Source organism: Edaphobacillus lindanitolerans (assembly GCF_900156305.1).
GTDB lineage: Bacteria > Bacillota > Bacilli > Bacillales_A > Planococcaceae > Bhargavaea > Bhargavaea lindanitolerans.
The window spans coordinates 26,430-46,160 of record NZ_FTPL01000001.1; the positions used below are offsets into that span (position 1 = coordinate 26,430).

The window sequence follows — 19,731 nt, forward strand, 5'->3', positions numbered from 1 at the left end:
GGAATGCACGATGGCAGACAACAAGCGTAACAACAACAACAAAATGTCCGTAGAAGAAGCAGGACGCATGGGCGGAGAAGAAACAGCACGTACTCATGACCGTGATTTCTATGAAGAAATCGGGCGCAAGGGCGGAGAAGCTACATCCGAAAACCATGGCCGTGAGTTCTACGAAGAAATCGGGCAAAAAGGCGGAGAAGCCACTTCCGACAGTCACGGCAAGGAATTCTACGAAGAGATCGGCAAGAAGGGCGGAGAAGCCACTTCAGAGAATCACGACCGGGACTTCTATGAAAAGATCGGCAAAAAAGGCGGAGAAGCCACTTCAGAAAACCATGACCGCGAATTCTATGAAGAAATCGGGCAAAAAGGCGGAGAAGCACGCCAAAACAACAACAACAACAACTGATCATCAAGCTATAAGTCATTCATTCATTTAATGGGAGGGAATCAACATGGCAGACAACAATAATCGAAAAGACGGAAAAATGTCAGTGGAAGAAGCAGGCCGCAAAGGCGGAGAAGAAACGGCACGGACACACGATCGTGAGTTCTACGAAGAAATCGGCCGCAAAGGCGGAGAAGCGACTTCGGACAATCATGACCGGGAGTTCTACGAAGAGATTGGCCAAAAAGGCGGAGAAGCACGCCACAATAAAGACAACAACAAATAAGATGGTTGTCCGAAAGAGGCTGTCCACAACCGGGCAGCCTCTTTTGCATGGAAAACATTCAGGGGTGTTATTTCGATTGTGTGTTCCCTGCAGCTTTTTTATACGGCTCTTCGGAAAATAGTTGACTGCCCCCTCCCCTCCGTACTTCCCGTTGCTTCCGATGCTTTTCCGGAAAGACATCCCCCGCAGGCGGCATCAAACCCGGCCGGGTACCGTGATCCGGACTCGCCCCGGATTTCGGGAATAAAAAAACGGGAAAGCATCGGACGATGCTTTCCCGCTCCAGGCGGTCTGCGGTCTAAGAATAATAATTATCAGGAATCCATTAAAATTTCCGCTTGTCGACCACCTTTTGACTTTCGTCGAATATCTCGACTTTGCTCGGACTGCTCGCTTTCGCCAGGATGATGGCTTCTGCGATTGCTTCGTCCTTGTATCTGAAGATTTCCCCCTCTGACAGGTTTCCGATTGAGATGATCCAACGAGAAGCGTCCTTGTCCGGTGCAACACGATAGCACTGCATGAACGTTTTCCACTCCTTTAATGGGGTCCGGCTGTTACCGGGCATTATGACCTATTACTATTCTGTATCCTATTCACCAATTTGTCAAACTTATTTTTCAAGTCAGTCTCTATTCTTATAATTGTTCAAAAAAAACTCCGGAAGCAATGGTTGCTTCCGGAGCCTTCCGGGTCGGATCAATCCATATTGACGAAGATCTTGCCCGGAGCGACTTGTCTTGTCACGTTTTCGAAGTCATCCTGGATCTTGACTTCAAGCCGTGCACCATCAGCCGTCAGGCTAGAAGGCGCCGTCCAGTATCCGACATAATGGCCCGGTGCCGTTTCCATCATCGGGAGCTCTGTTGCCTGGCTGACATGGTTTGTCAGCGGCATGTGCATGAAGAAGCTCGCCTTCAGTCCCGGATCGCTGTCGAACTCAAACTTGACGGTCTGCCCGGTCTTGACATGGACATCTTCTGCCGGAGTCAGGTTCGAGATTTTCGGCGCATCGTACTTCGCCGTAATCGTCACACTTGCGGCAGACCGGTTTCCTGCACCGTCGGTCGCCACCACGTCAATCTTGTTGCGGCCGTTGTCGAGCAGGACCCGCTTGGAATATTTGCCGTCCTTGACATCCGCAGCCTGTCCGTTTACAGTCACCGAATCAAGATGGTCATCGGAAACCGTCCCCTGGACCGTGACCGTTTCGCGATTCGTCTTGTCCCCGTCGGCCGGGCTGTCGATTGACAACTCAGGCGCCGCAGAATCAAGTGTGACCGTTACCGGTTCGGATGTGCCGGTTGTCTTGCCTCCGAGCAGTGATGTTGCAGTGAACGTGTTTTCACCTTCCTGGAGTGTCACGTCAAACTTGAATTTGCCGTCGTCGCCCACAGTGGCCGTTCCCACTTCTTCCCCGTTGTTGTCAAGGCGGATATCCGTCGTAGGAGAAGCGGTTCCCTCAACCGTGAGTGCCGGCTCGTTTGTCAGGCTGGATTCCGCCGGAGAGGTGATGACCGGAGCCACGACTTCAAAATCAACACGTGCGCGGATCATGTAGTTGCCTTCATCTGCCGGTGCTGGCGACCAGGCGCCGCCGACAAACTGGTAGCTCCGCTTTGCGTTCGGTCCGTTTTCATCCGTAGCGAGGCCCGGAGTATTCGGATTGGCCTTCGTCTGGATGTAGACCATATAGAAGTCTTTTCCGACCGTGATGGCGTGTTCGCTCAGGTCGACGACCGTCCATTCCCCATTGCGGAGTGCGGTGGCATCAAATGGTCCGGCAATCTTCTTGCCCGGGGCACCGTCCGCACCTTTTGCATCCCACACTTCTACCGCAAATTCAGTCCCGCCAGGAACAGGCCATTCGGTATCCCAGAAGCGGAAGACCCCTGCCGAGACGATGCCTTGTTCCTTCCCTTCAGGCAATGTCATTTTGACGCTCCAGCCGTTGCCGGCGTCATAGAAGGCACGGGCATTCTCGGCAGTCCCGTCATCGTATCCGATCTCATCACCCGGCACCGTATAGAACGGCTCGAGTTCAAAGTTCTGGACCGCGCCGTCTTCGCCGATGGTGACCCTTGCTTCCTGTCCGTGATATCCGTTCGCGACCACTTTCACCGTGTAGCTGCCTTCGTATGCGGAGATCGAATAGCCGCCGTCCGCGCCCGTTTCCACAGGTGCGACGTTCGCGTCTTCGACCAGATAGACGGTTGCTCCGGCTACAGGCTCGCCGTCGGAGGCGTCAGTGATCGACCCGCTGACCGTGTTCATCGGAACTTCTTCAAGAAGAAAGTTGGCGTTCGATGTTTCATCCGGTGCCACCGATACGTTCTGCTCGGCGGAGCGGTATCCGTAGGCTTCAGCCATGAGCGTGTAGTCGCCCGCCGGAGTGCGCATCGAGTAGGTGCCGTTTGCAGGGTTTGTATAAACCGAGCTGCCCGTTTCCAGTACGTTCACCTTTGCGCCGAGCGGCAGGAGAACAGGAGCCGGTGTTTTGCCGTCTTCAATCGGCTTGATTTCCTTTTTCGGCATCACCGGTTTGATCTTTGTCGGATCGACCGGTTTTTTCAGCGTGAGTCCAGGCCCTTTGTCCTTGATCGCTTCAGGCTGAAGACCTTTGCCCAGGATGTTTGCAAGCTGGTTGCCCGGCTTGTCATCGCTTTTCTCTTCATTTCCTTTGTCCTTCCCTTTGCCCGGCTTGTCCTTGGACGCATCCGGTGCGTTCGAGGCATCGGACAGGCCGACGGAGTCAATATACCATCCGTCACGCGTCACGCTGACATCGGAATATGCGTTGAACCCGATGTAAACGCGCTGGCCGGCATAGTCGGACAGATCAACTTCCGTGTCGATCCAGCCGCCGGAACTGCCCTGTATCTTCCGGAGCTGGGTCCAGTTTTCATAGTCTGTCGAAATGAACACATGTCCGTAGTCCCATGCATGTCCTGCCGAGGATTCCTCGAAGTTATGCCAGTGCTTGAACTGCAGGAAGCTCTGGCCATCCGGAAGGTCGACCGGAGGCATGACGAGCGTGGCGTTCATATAGTTGGCATATGGTCCGGACAGGTTGGTGGCATACACATTATCACCGCTGGCAGCGGATCCCGGTCCAGATGTCGGGACACCCCACTCCCAGCTGTCAGCCTCGCCGAACGATTCCCATCCGTTTGGTTTCTGTGCAAAATCGGTGAAGTAACCGGTTGTAATGCCCGGCTGCACACTGACCGAGTAAGGACCTGCGGTTACAGTGTTGTTGCCAAAATCGTTGACCGTAAAGCTGTAATCGAAGCTGTCTCCGGCGATATGCTCACCCGGAACCGTCACCGCATAGGTGCCGTCCGTGAACGAGCCGGAAACACGGACTGCTTCCTTCGTCTGTTCGTTGCCTTCAGCATCCGTGTAATTCAGCGTCACGTTTGAAATCGACACATTGTCCGTTGCGCGGATCGAGAGTTCAAGATCCATGCCCGCATATGTTTCTGCAGGTGCCTCATGTTCAAACGCGGGCGCCTCGCTGTCGTCGCCTTCTTTCATCACACGGCCTTCGATTCCTCCGATACCGCTGATCAGTGAGGAAACAGCCGAGAATGAATCAACGAGCCCATATCCGTACCCGTGGTTCGGAGATGTCGGATATTCACTGTCGGTCAAAGGCTTCGCCGTGTCCATCAGGATCTGCTCCATCTCGTCCACGGTGATGTCGGCATTCACCTGGCGGAGCATCGCTGCAACCGCAGAAACTGCCGGACCGGCCATTGATGTTCCGTTCCATCCGCCTTCATAGCCGCTGCCAGGCACGGACGACCGGATATTGACGCCCGGTGCAGAAATATCCGGTTTGATCTCGGAATACGGCGATGGTCCCCGGAGGGAGAAGCCGGCCACTTTGTTGTTGATATCAGTGGCTCCCGTAGCAAACGATTCCGGATAGTTGGACGGCGATGCGACCGATCCCGGTCCGCCCGGGTTGCCCAACGTCGTGTTCCCTGCCGAGAACTCAGGGAAAATTTCTGCAGCGCGCCAATTGCGTACTACGTCCCGGTACCACTCATCAAGTCCCGGTCCTCCGCCCCATGAATTGTTGACGACATCCGGTGCCATATCGACACGCTCATTGCCCTGAGCATCCCGTGGAGCCAGGATCCACTGGGCCGCTGCGAGCAAGTCGCTGTCCGAACCGCCGGCAGCCGTGAATGCTTTTACGGCAATCCACTTTGCACCCGGTGCCACTCCGACCTGGTTGTTTCCGCCCGGCTCGCTTCCGACCATCGTGCCCGTCACGTGCGTTCCGTGCCCCTGGTCATCATATGGCGTGCCTCGGCCTGCAGTTGCGTCAAACCAGTTGAAGTCATGGTTCGCTTCTCCGGTCGCTGCATTGTACCCGCGATACTTTTCTTTCAGTGCCGGGTGATCCCATTGAACGCCGGTGTCGATGCTCGCAACCACCGTGCCCGCACCATCGATTCCGAGTGCCCAAGTCTCGGGAGCCCTTACGCGTTCAACGTTCCATTCGACGTTGGCGGTTTTGGATTTCGGGGTTTTCGCTTCCGGTGTCTTGGTCACATTCAATTCCCTAGTTTCATCCGGCAGGATTTTCTCCACTTCCTGGAAAGAGGCAATCTTTTCCGCTACATCTTTCGTGGCCGTTACGGCCATCCCGTTCACGATGTGATAGGAACGGATATTTTCCGCGTCTCCGCTCTTTTCCATGAGCTTGAGATACTTCTTGACATCTGCCTGGGATTCCTGTGCGGTCGCCTTCAATTCCGATACGACAGCGGAACGCTGGGCGAGTTTTGCTTTATGCGCCGATAATTTTTCGTCCTTGGCGGTTTTTCTTGCTTCCGCCGCTGCAGTCTCGGTGTCTGCCTGTTCCTTGAATTTGACGAGGAATGTTACTTTGTCGTCTTTTTTGAATTCGCTGATCAGCCGATCACTCAGCTTTTCTCCGATCACCTTTCCGGTGTCGACCGCCGAAACGCTTGTCCTGCTTTCCGCCGACACGATACCAGGCACGATCAGGGACGACACCATGAGAACCGATGCGGCCATGCTCAACAGCCTGGACGTTTTTTGCTTCTTCTTCGTTACCGGCATACCGTTTTTACCTCCCTTTTGATGGCGATGATAGTGTGGTGCGTTCTGCAACCCCCGGACCATCTGCCCTTCGGGAAGGGAGACGATCCTCCCCTTCTGCCTCCTTTCCGCTGATTTGGTTTTGTCTCTTCGGTGTGCAATTCGACCTCTGGATGTTAATCCCATCATATAATAAAAAAATCAGTATTTTCGACCGATTGAAGTCTGGTAAAAAAAGATGCCCCCTTCCGACTAATCGGCCCGGCTGCCGACAGGGACTAAAGGCGGAATCCCGCAACCGCCCGTATAACCGTGACCAAGCCGAAAAGGCCGGGATGATGCAATTTTCTTTATAGGTCTTTTGATTATGCAACGATGCATATTTTAAAAGAGCAGTTAAAATGAATAAAAAGTCGGATTGAAGTCCGTTCCGGAAATAAGATGCATAAAACAATCTGATGGAAACGAGCCTTTTCATCTATCATAACCAACAAACCGATGTGCCTTTTGGCGGGTGATTGAAAATAGGCGTCGCTTTTTTCTCAAATGAAGTCGAAATATTGCGTAATTGGTACCAGATCAGGAAACATGTCCTTCGTCTCCCTTCTGTCATGCAACTGTCATATAAAAACCCCCGGAAGAGGGCTGCCTCTTCCGGGGGATCCATTTCATTTCCTAAATTCAGTCGATGATTCTGAGCAAGTTGGCCATTTCAATCGCGGCAATTGCCGATTCTGCGCCTTTGTTGCCGGCTTTTGTTCCTGCCCGCTCGATCGCCTGCTCAATCGTGTCGGTCGTCAGAACCCCGAAGATCACGGGAATGCCCGACTCGGACGAGGCATGTGCAACGCCCTTGGCCGTCTCTGAACAGACGTAGTCAAAGTGGGCCGTCGCCCCGCGGATGACTGCGCCGAGCGTGACAATGGCATCGTATTTGCCGCCGGCAGCCATTTTTCGCGCAATGAGCGGGATTTCGAAGGCACCTGGAACGTGTGCAACCGTGATATTCTCATCTGCCACACCGTGGCGGCGCAGCGCATCGAGTGCACCGTCCACCAGGCTCCGAGTGATAAAGTCGTTGAACCTCCCCGCGACGATTCCGATGTGCAGGTCGCTGCCGATCAAGTTTCCTTCCAGTCGATTCATGTCGGGTCTCTCCTTTAGGATTTTATCAGATTTGAAGCAGATGACCGAGCTTTTCGGCCTTCGTCTGCATATAGCGTTCATTCTCCTCGCGGCGGCCGGCTTCAAGCGGAATCCGGCCGGAAACGCGGATTCCGGATTCTTCAAGCCCTGCGATCTTGCGCGGATTGTTCGTCATGAGCAAAATTTCCTTCACACCAAGATCGTGCAGAATGCCGGCAGCCGTCGCATATTCGCGCGCGTCGTCTGGAAAGCCGAGCCGCTCGTTCGCCTCGACCGTATCCAGGCCGTCTTCCTGCAGCTTGTATGCCTTGAGCTTGTTGATGAGTCCGATTCCCCTGCCCTCCTGCCTCATGTACAGAAGGATGCCCCTGCCGCCTTCCTGGATCTGCCGCAGGGCAGCCCGGAGCTGTGGACCGCAGTCACACCGGCACGACCCGAATACGTCGCCCGTCAGGCACTCAGAGTGAATTCTCACCGGAACCGGCCCTTCTCCGGAGAGGTTTCCGCAGACAAGGGCAACATGTTCACGGCCGGTGTTCCGTTCTGTGTAGCCGGACACGGTGAAAGGACCGAAATCGGTCGGCAGCGCGGTTTCCGCTTCCCGTATGACAAGCGGGTCATGCACTTTCCGGTACTCCGCCAGCTGTTTGATGCTGATCAGCTTCAGCCCGTGCTCCCGGGCCATCCGGGTCAGTGACGGAAGCCTTGCCATCGATCCGTCCTCATCCATGATTTCGCAGATGATGCCGCCCGGTGAATGGCCGGCGAGCCGGGCGAGATCGACCGCCGCTTCCGTGTGACCGGGACGCTCCAGGACTCCGCCGGGCTTTGCGACGAGCGGGAACATATGGCCCGGCCTGATAAAGTCTCCGGCGGCCGACCGTTCGTCCATGAGTTCGCGTGCAGTCCGGGCCCGTTCGAATGCGCTGATGCCGGTTGTGGAAGAATTGTGGTCGACGCTGACTGTGAAAGCCGTATGCAATTTGTCGTTCGTGCGGTTCACCATCGGTTCCAGACCGAGCCGTGCGGCGCGTTCACCGTCAATCGGCAGACAGATGAGCCCTTTGCCGTGAGTGGCCATGAAGTTGATCATGGCCGCGTCCGCCAGGTCTGCGAGGCCGAGCAGGTCTCCTTCATTCTCGCGGTCCTCGTCGTCCGTCACGATGATCAGTTTGCCGTTCTTCAAATCTTCGATCGCTTCTTCGACTGTTGAAAACATGCAGATCCGTCCTTTCTGATGTGGCCGTCTGTTTGATAGGGGATTTTGGATTCCGTTCCGCGCTGGTTTGGGCATGGAACGTTTTATGCGAACCCGTTTTCCCGAAGCAGCTCCAGTCCGATTGAAGTCTGCCGATGCGGCATTTCTTCATGTCTTCCGCCCTGAACGAGCAGTCGCTCGGTGTATTTTGCCATCATGTCGCATTCCAGATTGACAAGGTCCCCCGGTTTCTTTTTCGCCAGGACGGTCATTTCCTGGGTATGGGGGATGAGTGACACCGTCAGCGAATCCTCTCCGGCACCGAAAACCGTCAACGACGTCCCGTCGAGAGCAACCGAACCTTTTTTCACGATATACCGTGCAAACTCAGGGGGAATCCCGAGCATGAGATATAGTGCATTGGCTTCCGGGCGTCTTGCCTTCACTTCAGCCACTGCATCGACGTGGCCTGAAACGAGGTGGCCGCCGAACCGCCCGCCGGCCGCCATGGCACGCTCCAGATTGACCCGGGTTCCCGGTTTTGATTGACGGAGGGCCGTCGACTTTACCGTTTCGGGCATGAGGTCGGCCGTGAATCCGCTGCGGGTGAAACCTGAAATCGTGACGCACACCCCGTTAACCGCGATCGAATCGCCGAGATGGGCGTCCTCAAGGATCTTCTCGGCTTCAACCGTCATCTTGGCGGACTGACCCGAGAGGGCGAAGGTGCGGATTGTCCCGATTTCCTCGATGATCCCTGTGAACATGCAGACTCCTCCTTGATTGCCGTGATTTTGATGTCCTGTCCGATTCGCTCGATCTCTTCAAAGGAAAGACCGGCTGCTTCGCCCATATCCGGAAAACCGGTTCCGCCGAATGCCGTTGGTGAGCCCGAGCCGCCGATCAGCTTTGGGGCGACATACAGGACAAATTGGTTGAGATGACCGCTTTCAATGAACGAGGCATTCACTTTGCCTCCCGCTTCCACAAGCAGGGACTGGACGTTCCGGCCGCCGAGCTGTCGGAGCAATTCGGGAATCCGGATGTCAGGGGTGGATTGTCTGATCACTTCGGCACCGGCCCGGGCAAGTGCGTGCTCGCGTTCTTCGGGCGCTCCGCTTCCGCAGACGATCCATGTCAAAGCGTCCGTATTCATGATGATGTTATAGTGAACCGGTGTCCGGAGATCCGTGTCCAAGATGACTCGAATGGGGTGTTTTCCTCCGCGGGGCAGGCGGGAGGTCAGGAGAGGGTTGTCGTGAAGGATGGTGCCGACGCCGGTGAGAACGGCATCATGCCGGCTTCGGAGCCGGTGGACATCTTCGCGCGCTTCCGGGCCGGTGATCCAGCGGCTGTTACCGGTATGCGCGGCAGTCTTGCCGTCGGCTGTAACGGCGGTTTTGATCGTGACAAAAGGTTTGCCTGTTCGGATGAAATGCTCAAACGGCCGGATGATCCGCTCTGCCCGCGGGTGATGCAGGACTTCGACTTCAATTCCGGCTTTCTGCAGGCTGTTTATTCCGGTGTAATGGACTGTCGGGTTCGGGTCCGTCGTTCCGACGATCACTTTGGTGATCCCGGAACGGATGATTGCCTCGGTGCATGGCGGTGTCTTCCCGGTATGGCAGCAAGGCTCGAGGGTCACATACAGCCGGGCATCCCCTGCAGCTTCCCCCGCCTCATTGAGTGCATGGACTTCGGCATGCGGGCCGCCCGCCTTCAGGTGGGCCCCCATTCCGAGGATCCGTCCGTTCTTCACCACGACCGCACCGACCGGCGGGTTCGGTGATGTCTGGCCCGCCACGCCTTCCGCGAGGTCCAGGGCCAGCTCCATGTATCGGTCTTCCGTCAATTGTCTTCCTCCCTCCGGTTCAGATGACCAATCGTCTAAAAAAATACAAAAACGCCCCGTATCAAGTGAAGATACGGGGCGTGCATGAGTCAAAAACATGCCTAAAGAAACGTTGGAAACAGCCGTTTTCCAACGCACATCCTTCTCCCATCCAGACTTTCACTGTCGGCTCCGGAATTTCACCGGATCCACCGCAACGTATGCGGGTCACGGACTGAGGCATGCGCCATCACCGCCGGTGGGGAATTTCACCCCGCCCCGAAGGATTGCCTATTCAAGTACGATTTCATTATTTCATAACGCTTTCGGCACTTCAAGGGTAAATCTTCTTCGCTTTCACCGGGTAGGCGGATACCGGCTCTGCGTGGAGAACTAGAATCGGCGGACGGGTGACGCACTGTCCGGCCGCGCCAAAGCCGCCGGCTTCCCTTTCATGCTTCTTCAGCCAACAAAAAAACAGCCGTCTTCAAACGGCTGTCCTGTGCGGATTATCCCATGATGTGGTATCCGCCATCCACATAAATCACTTCGCCTGTCACGCCGGTCCCCATATTGGAAAGGAGGGCGGTCGTCATGTCGCCGACTTCCCGCTGATCCACATTGCGCTTCAGCGGGGCCGTTTCCTCGACCTGATGGAGGATCTGGTTGAACGACGGAACCCCCTTGGCAGCAAGCGTGCGGATGGCGCCTGCGGAAATGGCGTTGACGCGGATGCCGTCTTTGCCCAGATCATTCGCCAGATAGCGCATGGAAGCTTCCAGTGCGGCTTTGGCGACCCCCATGACGTTATAGCCGTCAAGCACACGCTCTGCGCCGAGGTAGGTCATCGTGACAATGGCACCGCCTTCGGTCATGTACGGGCGGGCTTCACGCGCAACTGCGACGAGCGAGTAGGCGCTCGTGTCCTGAGCGAACGCATAGCCGTCACGGGAAGTGTTGATGAAGTCATCTTTCAGGTCATCCCCGTTGGCGAATGCAAGGGAATGGACGATGCCGTGAATGGTGCCGACTTCATCGCCGATCCTGCGGAACGCTTCCTTGACACTTTCATCATCATTCACATCGCACTGTACGATGAGCTTCGCTTCCCTGCCCTCTTTTTCAAGGATCCGCTCAAGCTTTGCGCGCGAGCGTTCCTGGCGGTTTGTGAAGATCAGGTTCGCGCCGGTTTCATAGAGGGATTTCGCGACCCCCCAGGCAAGGCTCCGTTCATTCGCCACCCCCATCACGACGATGTTTTTACCTTCCAACTTCAGCAGATCTCCCATTTTCCGAACGCCTCCCGAACTGTTTATACCAAGCTTTAGTAGCTGGTGCTAACGTGAAGTATACCATAGCGGACCGAATTCGGGAACCGCCGGGTGAGCGGTTTTGCCGGAGAAAGAACAGACTGAACCGGATCGGGTCGCAATGCTCCTTCATCCGATGAGAATGCGGAAGGCCGCCCCGGAAGGGAAAACCCTTCTGTGACGGCCGTACACCAACAAATGCGCTCGCTCAGCCTCGGGTATCCCGGTACTCCACAGCCGCACGGATGAATTCCGCGATGATTTCACGGGACGGTTCATGTCCGTTCACGGCAAAGTTCTCCGGATGCCATTGGGTTCCGAGAATGAATCGCTTGTCTTCCAGTTCAATCGCCTCGACGAGGCCGTCGGGTGCCTTTGCAGCGACCGTGACGCCGTCTCCGACGGTTTTGACCCCCTGATTGTGGGACGAATTGACCCGGGTCCGGCCATTTTCAAACAGCGGCTGGAGAATCTTTCCGCCCACAAGTTCCACATGGTGGACGGGGAACTTTCGGCCGTGGTCCTGCTTGTGCTTGATCGGATGGTCCATCTGGTCGAGAACGGACTGATAAAGTGTTCCGCCGGTCACGACATTCAGCATCTGCATGCCCCGGCATGTCCCGAAGAATGGCATGTCCCGTGCGATCACCTGCTTCACCACGGTCGAGTCGAACTCATCCATCTCAAAATTCAGCATGCCGGTTTCGGGCAGTGGTTCTTCTCCGTAGTAGTTCGGATCGATGTCCCATCCTCCGGTCATGACAATCCCGTCCACTAGATCCAGTACCTCTTCCACTTCCTCGGGAGGCACAATCGGGAGAACGATCGGAATCCCCCCTTCTTGAAGTATGGCGGAAATATAAACAGGCTGTAACTGATAATCATACAAGTTCTCCTGCATTTGTGCGGTTACTCCGATGATCGGTTTCATGATCTCACTCTTCTTTCTTTGTCGTTCTATCCTGACTAAGTATTCCCGCAGTCCGTGACAGAAAAACCGGTCAGAAAAGTTCCGCATTTGTTTGACCTGTTTTGTCGAATGATGTATATTGAAAGATGGGTCCGGATACCCTGTATCGGATGACATTTGACTCGTCGGGGGGATGGATAATGTACCAGGGCAAAGTGAAATGGTTCAGCAACGATAAGGGTTACGGGTTTATCGAGATGTCGGACGGAGAGGATGTATTCGTCCACTACACCGGCATTATGGGAGACGGTTTCAAGACACTCGAGGAAGGCCAGTCTGTTTCTTTTGAGGTGATCGAAGGAAACCGTGGCCCGCAGGCGGCGAATGTCGTCAAGCTGGACGGCGAGTGAGGATGGCTCTGCGCATCATCCGGTTGTCCCCGGCCAAACTGCGCATTTTACTGATCAACAAGCAAAATCCCGCCTTGCATTTCTGTGCATGCGGGATTTTTAATGTCCGATCTTATTCAGCTCCGTGCCGAGAAACCGAAGCTGTTCTCCGACGGTGCAGCCGTCAATGCAGAATTTGTGTGCTGCCGCCTTGCCGTGATCTTCGCGCAGCTGCTTTTTCAGGAAGCAGCCGTCACAATAACGGTCCAGCAGCTCGTCTATATCCTGGATGAGGTTGACTTTGTTCAATGAGTGTCACTCCATGTAATTTGATTCCCATATTGTATAGTCTTCCCGGTCTTCTTTCAAGTATGAGGGAACGCCCAGAAAACAAATTGATCCCCGAACGGAGGTTCAGCGAAATGCTTGAAGTATTCATAGATGGTGCGTCCGCCGGCAATCCCGGCGAGAGCGGCATCGGCATTTTCATACGGGGCGAAGGCTATCTGGACAAAGTGTCCGAGCATGCCGGAATCCTCGACAATCATACCGCCGAGTTCACTGCCCTTCTCCGCGGCATCGAGGAAGCGGCCAAGCGGACGACCGGTCTCGTCTCGGTCAGGTCCGACTCGAAGGCCGTCGTGTCCGCGGTCGAGAAGCGCTATGCCAAAAATCCGGTTCACCGGGACTTGCTGGAACGCGCGCTCGCCATCTCGGACGGTTTTGATTTTCTCTTCATCAAATGGATTCCGGATGAGGAAAACCGGGCGGCGGATGCCCTGGCACGGGAAGGGATCCGGAAGGCCTGCAGCTTTTGACCGGAACTATGATTTTGGACAGAAACCGGATTTTAATTCGATCGGTGTCAGAACGGAAGGTCCAGTTGCCAGGAAACCCCGAAGCGATCGTTGAGCCAGGCGAACTTTCTGCTGAACCCATAGTCGCCAGGTGTCATCAGGTCTTGTCCGCCTCCGATCAGCTCACCGTACAGGCGGTCCATCTCTTCCTCCGTGCTGCAAGTCAGGTAGATCGAAAAAGACGGGGTGAAGTCAAATCCGTGTTGGATGTTGCTGTCGATGCATATGAATTCCCGGCCTTTCAGGGTGAAACTTGCGCGCATCACGGTCCCTTCGTCACCGCCCGGATTGCCCGCTTCGTATCGGACGACTTCCGTAATCTCCGAATCCTCAATGAGGGACGTGTAGAAATTCATCGCTTCCTCTGCTTTCCCGCCTTGGAACATTAAAAACGGTGTTGCCTTCTCCATCCTGAATACACTCCTTTTAGTCGAATAAAACAGCAGGGCAATCCAGACCGGTTTTGCCCTGCTGTTTTTCATTTCTCTTTTCAATCGATCACTTTTCTGAATGTAACGGTTTTCGCCTTCGGATCATACAGCACCCATTCGCGGTTGCCGACGACAGGTCCGACATTGACGAACGTCCGGCCCTTCCCTGTATCATACGGGACGCCGAAACCGATATCAATCGGCTCCCCGTCTATGTAAAGGCCAGACTCATGGCTGTGCCCGTAGAAAACAAGATCTCTGGTTTCTTCGGGGAAAGTCGGCGTCCATGGGTCCCCGCCCCACGTCCATTGATGGCCATGGATGACTTCGGCACCCCCGATTTCAAGGCGGTCCGGCATCTTACGGATTTTCTCAAGCAGCGGTTCGTCCGATTCGGTGATCATCGCAATCCGCTCTTCCTGGTTTCCCATCACCGAAGGGAAATTGAGAAGATCCAACAGACCGTCCGGCATGATCATCACCTCATCCAGCCGTTCGAAGCGCTCGAACGGTGCCCGTTTCTTGCTGATCGTGCATTCAAACAAATCACCGGTCCCGATCAATGCGGCCCCGGGTGCGTGTTGCCGGATGTGCGCCAGCACTTCCTCCAGATCCTGTACGGAGGAGTGGATGTCTCCGAATATCGCATATGTCATTCTATCTCCCCCGCTTTCATGGTGTCTTCATAGGTCCTGACGTAAAACCCGTCCGATTTTGACCATTCACAGTATAAAATATCCTGAACTCCGCCGTAGCCGAGGTCGGCCATCGAATCGAGCAGCCACTCTTCCTTCTTGCCGATTGTTCTGAGCATCTCCCTTTTGACGGTCCCCCTGTCGATGAGCAGAACACTCGGTTCCTCTTCTTTCTCAATCAGACCGAGATCACCGACAGTTGCCGGTTTATACTTGGCAAAGGTGTTGATCGAGAATGCTCCGTTCGTTTCGATGAATAAATCCTTTACCTCACGGAGAGAGAAGATCCCGCTTTGCCGCAGCATGATCCTCAACTGTTCCATTTCAAGCGCATTCGACTTGAACGCCTCTGTGTCCAATTTTCCGTCTCGGATCAGATAGACCGGCCTGCCCATCAGGATCACCCTGCCTTTGTCCGAGCGTTGTGCGACCTTTTCAATCAAAAATATAAGGGAAGCCCAGACGGCAAGTGTGAACAGTAAGTTCCAGACTGATATTTTGCTGTCAAACAAGGTTTCTTCCACAATGCCGCCAAACAGGAGAAGGTAAACGATATCAAAAGGCGTCATTTCGGCCAGCTCTTTCCTGCCGAGCAGCCGGACGATTACCAGAAGCGCAATCAGCGCGACAATGAGTTTCAAAGCATTCGTCAAATAGTCCATTGGCATTCCTCCATAATCGTCTTCCTCATTATGGAGTACCCTGCCTGTCTGATAATCAATCAAATTGCCGGCTTATCGGCCGCCGTTTTCAACGGGTGCGTCCGGCTCGCTCACCCAGTCGCTGTAGCTGCCGACATAAAGCCGGAGATCCTTATGTCCCAGATGGGTCAGCATCGCATGGAGCGGTGCGGCCGTGACGCCGCTTCCGCAATAAACCGTGACGGATTCATCCGGTCCGACGGTTTCACGGATCGCACGGACGGTCTCCTCATCGGCTGAGAGTTCACCGTCCGTGATGAGCCGGCTCCAGTCGAAGTTCCGGGCCCCCGGGATATGGCCTGCGACCGGATCGAGCGGCTCATGTTTTCCCGCATAACGATCTGCGGCACGGGCATCGAGCAGCACGCCCGGAGACCGACCTTCCACAATGTCCCGGACCTGTTCCCGGTCCGCGTAAAGCCGCTCCTGCCATTCCGGCTTCACTTCGCTGCGCTTGGGCGTCACTTCTTCCGTTTCAAGCGGATAGCCGGCTCGCACAAGCCCTTCATGGCCTTCCCTCAATATGTAGGCCTGCCGGAATCCGCCGTATCGGACCAGCCACCAGGCACGTGCGGCGAACGGCTCCCCGCCTCCGTCATAGATAAGGATCCGGTCATCCAGCCCAAGGCCGCTCCGCCTGAACAGTTCCGTGAGATGCTCCCGGGAAGGCATCGGATGACGGCCATTTTTCGAGTGCATGTCGGACAGGTCCTTTTCCAGATCCCAGTGGACCGCTCCCGCGATGTGACCGGCCTTGTATGCCTTTGAACCGGCATCCGGATCCTGAAGGGAAAACCGGGTATCGATCAATTTCCAGTAGCCTTCCGCCAGGTCATCCACTGATTTAAACACTTCCGTCATGTTGTTTCCTCCAGTCGGGATAAGTTTTCGTAAATCTCTTTCCAGCCCGCGAGGTTTCCGGTTTCCTGCAGAACCTCCCGTTCCGACGCAATTTTCGAAAGTGCCCCCTGCAGAAGGTGTTGCCGGAGCCCTTCCGCTTCAAGCTCCGTCCACTGATCAAAGCTTTTCAGCATACGTTCTTTTTGGATAGTGAGATACTGCTCCGCATCTTTCTTCGCCTTTTCCTCGAGTGCATCCCTCAGTTTGTCCCTCGTGCCGCCCTCAAAGAAGTCTTTGTCATTTTTAAAAATCCGGTTGACACCCGAATAAACCGACGGGTCCGGGTAAACCTCAGGGAATGACAGACTGTCTTTTTCATCCGGCTCGAACGGAGTGAGGCCGAACACCGGGTCCATCTCACGCAGCGTCCGCTGCTCGGCCGTGAAGCGGCCGGTGAGTTTGCGGGCCGTAAATTTCGCAAGCCGCAGGTCCGTCACCTTCAGCTCCTGCACGATATCGAATCCGACCGAACCGAGCGCTTCCCTCAATGCAACCGACAGGGCCTCCTTTGCAGGGCGTGAAGAGAACGTCGCCGGGTTGTACGCTTCCCGGAAGAATTCAGTGAACCGGTAGAACACCCGCTGCAAGACATAATAGACCAATTCGTCAAGCTCGGCCTTCACATCGTTCATGATGACCGGCGCCCCCGACTGGGCATAGCGTTTCCGCAGATCCTGTTCGTAAAGCCGGAGCTCCTCCAGCCGTTCATCCTTCCTTGACAGGTTCTGCTCGGTCCGGGAAATCAGCTCGCCGAGCGAACTGACCGCTTTCCGGCTTTCTTCCAGAAGGGACTGCACGGCGAGTGCATTAAGCTCCTCGCCGAGGAAATGATGGAAGTCTTTCTCGAATTCGTCCATGCCGGAACCGAGTTCCTTCCCGGCGGTCTTTTCTTCCAGCGCCAGCAGGCTTGAAATGCCGAACAGGCGCGGATTGCGGATGCCGAACCGCTGGAGTTCGCCGGCCACGTACCGTTTGACGAGATCCGCTTCTTCCCCGTCGGCTGCAAGGTCGATGGCATTCACGAGGAAAAACATCTTATCCATTTCAAACGCATCTTTGACCCGGCCGAGCTGGATGAGGAATTCACGGTCCGCCGCCGCAAATGCATGGTTGTAATAAGTGACAAACAGGATGGCATCCGCATTCCGGATGTATTCAAAAGCGACGTCCGTGTGCCGGGCGTTGATCGAGTCCGCCCCGGGCGTGTCAACGAGCGTGATTCCTCGTCTGGTCAGTTCGCAGTCATAATAAAAGTCGATCGACTCGACAAAACAGCTTCTCGTTTCGTCAGCGACATACTCCCGGAACTCGGCTTCCGCGACATTGACCGTTTTGCCGAGCAATGGGCCATGCACCTGATAGCCGGCCTTGAACGCCCGGATGAATGAGCGGTGCAATTGCTTGCCGTCCTCAATGTCCTCTTTCGCCGTCGCTTGGTCTGCCAGCCGATGGGCCTCTTCCAAAGAACGGACCGTGAGGCCGATCTCGGAAAATGCCCGGATCACGTCTTCGGTCATCGCCTCGATTGTCTTGAGATGGATATCGGCCGTCCCGCTCGCCTTCCCATTTGCAGTGTCCGCGGGGCGGATCCTGTTGATGGCGGCCGTTGTCGGGTTCGGAGACACCGGCAGCACCTGTTCACCGATCAGCGCATTGGAAAATGACGACTTGCCGGCACTGAACGCACCGAAAAGGGCGATCGTGAAATCTTTGCTTCCCAGCCGGTCTGCCTTCCGCCGTAGGTATTCCGCCGTTTCGGCGAATCCGGGAATGGCATGCACTTGTTCAGAGACGAGCTGCGCATTGCGGACGGCTTCGTCGGCTGCCGCTTCGGAAACCGCCGGTCTGCCGGACAGATCCGTCTTTTCGCCGGTTTCCGCGGTCTCCGGCTTTTCGGGTGCCATCGACGGATCGAAATCGACGACCGATCTGCGGGCAGCCTGCTCTTTCTCCTGCCAGCCGGCGACGGTTTGCACGGCTTCTTCACGGAGCTTGGTGTCTTTGGATGCGAGGGCTTTCCTGAATTGGTCCATCGCTTCTTCCGCTTCTTCGATGGCGCGGATGGCGCCCGCCTTGTCCGACAGGGATCCTGCCTGTTGTTCCAGCCGGTCCGTCGAGTCGTTGGCCGCCTCGGCAATCCTGATGGCCTGTTCTTTTTTCCAACTGTCGGTTTTACGGATATACCAGCGGATCACCGCCTGCCGCACGGCCTCCGTAAAATTCAGTACCGTATCGCCCGTTACGAGCGCACCCTGGGGCACTTCGCCCTCGATGACCGAAAGCGGGACTTCAAAGTCCATCCGGTCGATATCGAGCGCCTGTTCATCAGTCAGCGCGCCTGCTTCACGAAGCGACTGTTTCATCAAAGACCGGAGATGGATTGTCGCCTGCGCATCGGCGGTTTTGCGGAACTGCCCGAGCATCCGCTCCTCGCGTGCATGTCGCTCCTCCTCCGTCTTTTTGGAGCTGAACAGGAATCCCACTTTAAAGGAAGACGACCGGGACTCCAGGTATTCCTTCATCCCGTCGCGCACTTCAAACGGCATGAGTGCCGCATTTTCAAGCAGATGTTTCCGGGCCGACTCAAACGTGTCTTCCCACAGTTCAGGCGAAAGCAGCTCGACGCGGCGTGCGGCTTCTTCCGCCTCTTGGAGTATTTCGGACCGGCGGTTCCACTCTTCTTCTGTAATGATTTCTGCGTATGTCGCTTTCCGCTCCCCGACTTCATCGCCGAGAAACTCAAGATGCTCGTCCGCCAACTTGCGGAGCGTGCCGGCGCCCGTTTTCAGGAGAGACTCATCCCGATTGCCGATGCTATCGTTGATGAGTGCCTTCACTTGATTGAAGTCATTGTGGGGAAGGCCGGGGTCCTTGAGAGAGGTGTAAAAGATTCCTTTTGGATGGACGCCCCATGAGGCGAACGAACTGCGGACGGACTCCTGAAAATCTTCAAAACTGAGCTCCTGCTCGCGGTGCTTGTCGATCTGGTTGACGATCAGATACACGTTCTCATTGTACTGCATCAAGTTTTTCGTGAAGGTGAAGTTCAGGCCGGACTGGACATGGTTGTAGTCCATCACGTAAAAAACGAGATCCGCGATGTGAAGTGACGATTCGGTCGACAACCGGTGTGCGTCGTCGGTCGAATCGACGCCCGGGGTATCCATCACCGTCACGCCGTCGGGAAGCGCCGATCCGGCATGCCCCACTTCGATGTCCGAAACACCCGCTCCGTCCTTCGAGAACTCCTTGATGTACTGCAGATCCAGGTTTCCGGTGAATCGGACGGGCGGACCGTCCGTCCGGTGGATGATGGCGAAGTCTTCCTCCGCCTTGTGAATGCGCACGATGTTTGCGCTCGTCGGAATCGGTCCGGTCGCAAGCAGGTCCACTCCGGTGAGCGCATTGATCATGCTCGACTTACCTGCCGAAAAGTGACCGGCAAACCCGATTACAAATTCATTGCGGATCACTTTCCGCGCAAACCGCTCTGCCCGGTCTTCGCGCTCTTTGTCGCCGTCCCGCCGGAAAAGCACGGACAGCCGGCCCGCTTCTTCGATTAGTGTTGCCTGCTCTTGTATCGGTACATGTTTCGTTTCTGCCATGGATG

At 55.5% G+C, this 19,731-nt stretch carries 17 protein-coding genes, 1 pseudogene and 1 riboswitch; of the genes and pseudogenes, 4 read left to right on the top strand and 14 right to left on the bottom strand.

The window, feature by feature from the left end; all coding sequences use genetic code 11:
- Nucleotides 1–10 precede the first annotated feature (10 nt).
- Together B0B07_RS00100 and B0B07_RS00105 are read left to right on the top strand one after the other, a co-directional pair.
- Nucleotides 11–409 (top strand): KGG domain-containing protein, encoded by a 399-nt coding sequence (locus B0B07_RS00100; protein WP_076756354.1) that lies wholly within the window; start codon nucleotides 11–13, stop codon nucleotides 407–409.
- Nucleotides 410–455: 46 nt separating this feature from the next.
- Nucleotides 456–662, top strand: a pseudogene (locus tag B0B07_RS00105) (general stress protein); the annotation flags it as partial.
- A gap of 337 nt (nucleotides 663–999) precedes the next feature.
- Here the strand turns inward: B0B07_RS00105 and B0B07_RS00110 are convergent.
- The 8 genes from B0B07_RS00110 to B0B07_RS00145 all read right to left on the bottom strand — a co-directional run bounded on the left by B0B07_RS00110 (nucleotide 1,000) and on the right by B0B07_RS00145 (nucleotide 12,169).
- Nucleotides 1,000–1,197, bottom strand: a complete 198-nt coding sequence (locus tag B0B07_RS00110; protein WP_076756356.1) for a DUF2188 domain-containing protein — start codon at nucleotides 1,195–1,197, stop codon at nucleotides 1,000–1,002.
- A 176-nt stretch (nucleotides 1,198–1,373) separates the two neighbouring features.
- On the bottom strand, nucleotides 1,374–5,774 hold the full coding sequence (locus B0B07_RS00115; protein ID WP_076756357.1) for a S8 family peptidase: 4,401 nt from the start codon (nucleotides 5,772–5,774) through the stop codon (nucleotides 1,374–1,376).
- A gap of 660 nt (nucleotides 5,775–6,434) precedes the next feature.
- Complete coding sequence (gene ribH, locus B0B07_RS00120; protein ID WP_076756358.1) at nucleotides 6,435–6,899, bottom strand: 6,7-dimethyl-8-ribityllumazine synthase; 465 nt, start codon at nucleotides 6,897–6,899, stop codon at nucleotides 6,435–6,437.
- 25 nt (nucleotides 6,900–6,924) lie between these two features.
- Nucleotides 6,925–8,118, bottom strand: a complete 1,194-nt coding sequence (locus B0B07_RS00125) for a bifunctional 3,4-dihydroxy-2-butanone-4-phosphate synthase/GTP cyclohydrolase II (protein WP_076756359.1) — start codon at nucleotides 8,116–8,118, stop codon at nucleotides 6,925–6,927.
- An 83-nt stretch (nucleotides 8,119–8,201) separates the two neighbouring features.
- Nucleotides 8,202–8,864, bottom strand: a complete 663-nt coding sequence (gene ribE, locus B0B07_RS00130) for a riboflavin synthase (RefSeq protein WP_076756360.1) — start codon at nucleotides 8,862–8,864, stop codon at nucleotides 8,202–8,204.
- A complete protein-coding gene (ribD, locus tag B0B07_RS00135; RefSeq protein WP_076756361.1) occupies nucleotides 8,792–9,949 on the bottom strand; it encodes a bifunctional diaminohydroxyphosphoribosylaminopyrimidine deaminase/5-amino-6-(5-phosphoribosylamino)uracil reductase RibD in 1,158 nt (385 codons plus the stop codon). Before ribD ends, ribE begins: the two co-directional genes overlap by 73 nt.
- A 135-nt stretch (nucleotides 9,950–10,084) precedes the next feature.
- Nucleotides 10,085–10,219: riboswitch (FMN riboswitch) on the bottom strand.
- A 218-nt stretch (nucleotides 10,220–10,437) separates the two neighbouring features.
- Nucleotides 10,438–11,217, bottom strand: a complete 780-nt coding sequence (fabI, locus tag B0B07_RS00140; protein ID WP_076756362.1) for an enoyl-ACP reductase FabI — start codon at nucleotides 11,215–11,217, stop codon at nucleotides 10,438–10,440.
- Between the two features lie 229 nt (nucleotides 11,218–11,446).
- Nucleotides 11,447–12,169: a gamma-glutamyl-gamma-aminobutyrate hydrolase family protein gene (locus B0B07_RS00145; RefSeq protein WP_076756363.1), complete on the bottom strand. Its 723-nt coding sequence runs from the start codon at nucleotides 12,167–12,169 to the stop codon at nucleotides 11,447–11,449.
- A gap of 179 nt (nucleotides 12,170–12,348) precedes the next feature.
- Here B0B07_RS00145 and B0B07_RS00150 point away from each other — a divergent pair, with 179 nt between their 5' ends.
- Nucleotides 12,349–12,558: a cold-shock protein gene (locus B0B07_RS00150; protein ID WP_076756364.1), complete on the top strand. Its 210-nt coding sequence runs from the start codon at nucleotides 12,349–12,351 to the stop codon at nucleotides 12,556–12,558.
- Between the two features lie 99 nt (nucleotides 12,559–12,657).
- Here the strand turns inward: B0B07_RS00150 and B0B07_RS00155 are convergent, their stop codons facing one another.
- Nucleotides 12,658–12,846: a zinc-finger domain-containing protein gene (locus B0B07_RS00155; RefSeq protein WP_076756365.1), complete on the bottom strand. Its 189-nt coding sequence runs from the start codon at nucleotides 12,844–12,846 to the stop codon at nucleotides 12,658–12,660.
- 113 nt (nucleotides 12,847–12,959) lie between these two features.
- Here B0B07_RS00155 and B0B07_RS00160 point away from each other — a divergent pair, with 113 nt between their 5' ends.
- A complete protein-coding gene (locus B0B07_RS00160) occupies nucleotides 12,960–13,355 on the top strand; it encodes a reverse transcriptase-like protein (RefSeq protein WP_076756366.1) in 396 nt (131 codons plus the stop codon).
- A 47-nt stretch (nucleotides 13,356–13,402) separates the two neighbouring features.
- Here the strand turns inward: B0B07_RS00160 and B0B07_RS00165 are convergent, their stop codons facing one another.
- The 5 genes from B0B07_RS00165 to B0B07_RS00185 form a co-directional block, all read right to left on the bottom strand.
- Complete coding sequence (locus B0B07_RS00165; RefSeq protein ID WP_076757431.1) at nucleotides 13,403–13,804, bottom strand: VOC family protein; 402 nt, start codon at nucleotides 13,802–13,804, stop codon at nucleotides 13,403–13,405.
- 80 nt (nucleotides 13,805–13,884) lie between these two features.
- Nucleotides 13,885–14,481 carry a metallophosphoesterase family protein gene (locus B0B07_RS00170; RefSeq protein WP_076756367.1) on the bottom strand — a complete coding sequence of 199 codons (597 nt, stop codon included), beginning with the start codon at nucleotides 14,479–14,481 and terminating at the stop codon, nucleotides 13,885–13,887.
- Nucleotides 14,478–15,182 (bottom strand): DUF421 domain-containing protein, encoded by a 705-nt coding sequence (locus B0B07_RS00175; RefSeq protein WP_076756368.1) that lies wholly within the window; start codon nucleotides 15,180–15,182, stop codon nucleotides 14,478–14,480. The genes B0B07_RS00170 and B0B07_RS00175 overlap by 4 nt, the downstream gene beginning before the upstream one ends.
- A gap of 72 nt (nucleotides 15,183–15,254) precedes the next feature.
- On the bottom strand, nucleotides 15,255–16,082 hold the full coding sequence (locus tag B0B07_RS00180; RefSeq protein WP_076756369.1) for a sulfurtransferase: 828 nt from the start codon (nucleotides 16,080–16,082) through the stop codon (nucleotides 15,255–15,257).
- Complete coding sequence (locus B0B07_RS00185; RefSeq protein WP_076756370.1) at nucleotides 16,079–19,726, bottom strand: dynamin family protein; 3,648 nt, start codon at nucleotides 19,724–19,726, stop codon at nucleotides 16,079–16,081. The genes B0B07_RS00180 and B0B07_RS00185 overlap by 4 nt, the downstream gene beginning before the upstream one ends.
- Nucleotides 19,727–19,731 lie beyond the last annotated feature (5 nt).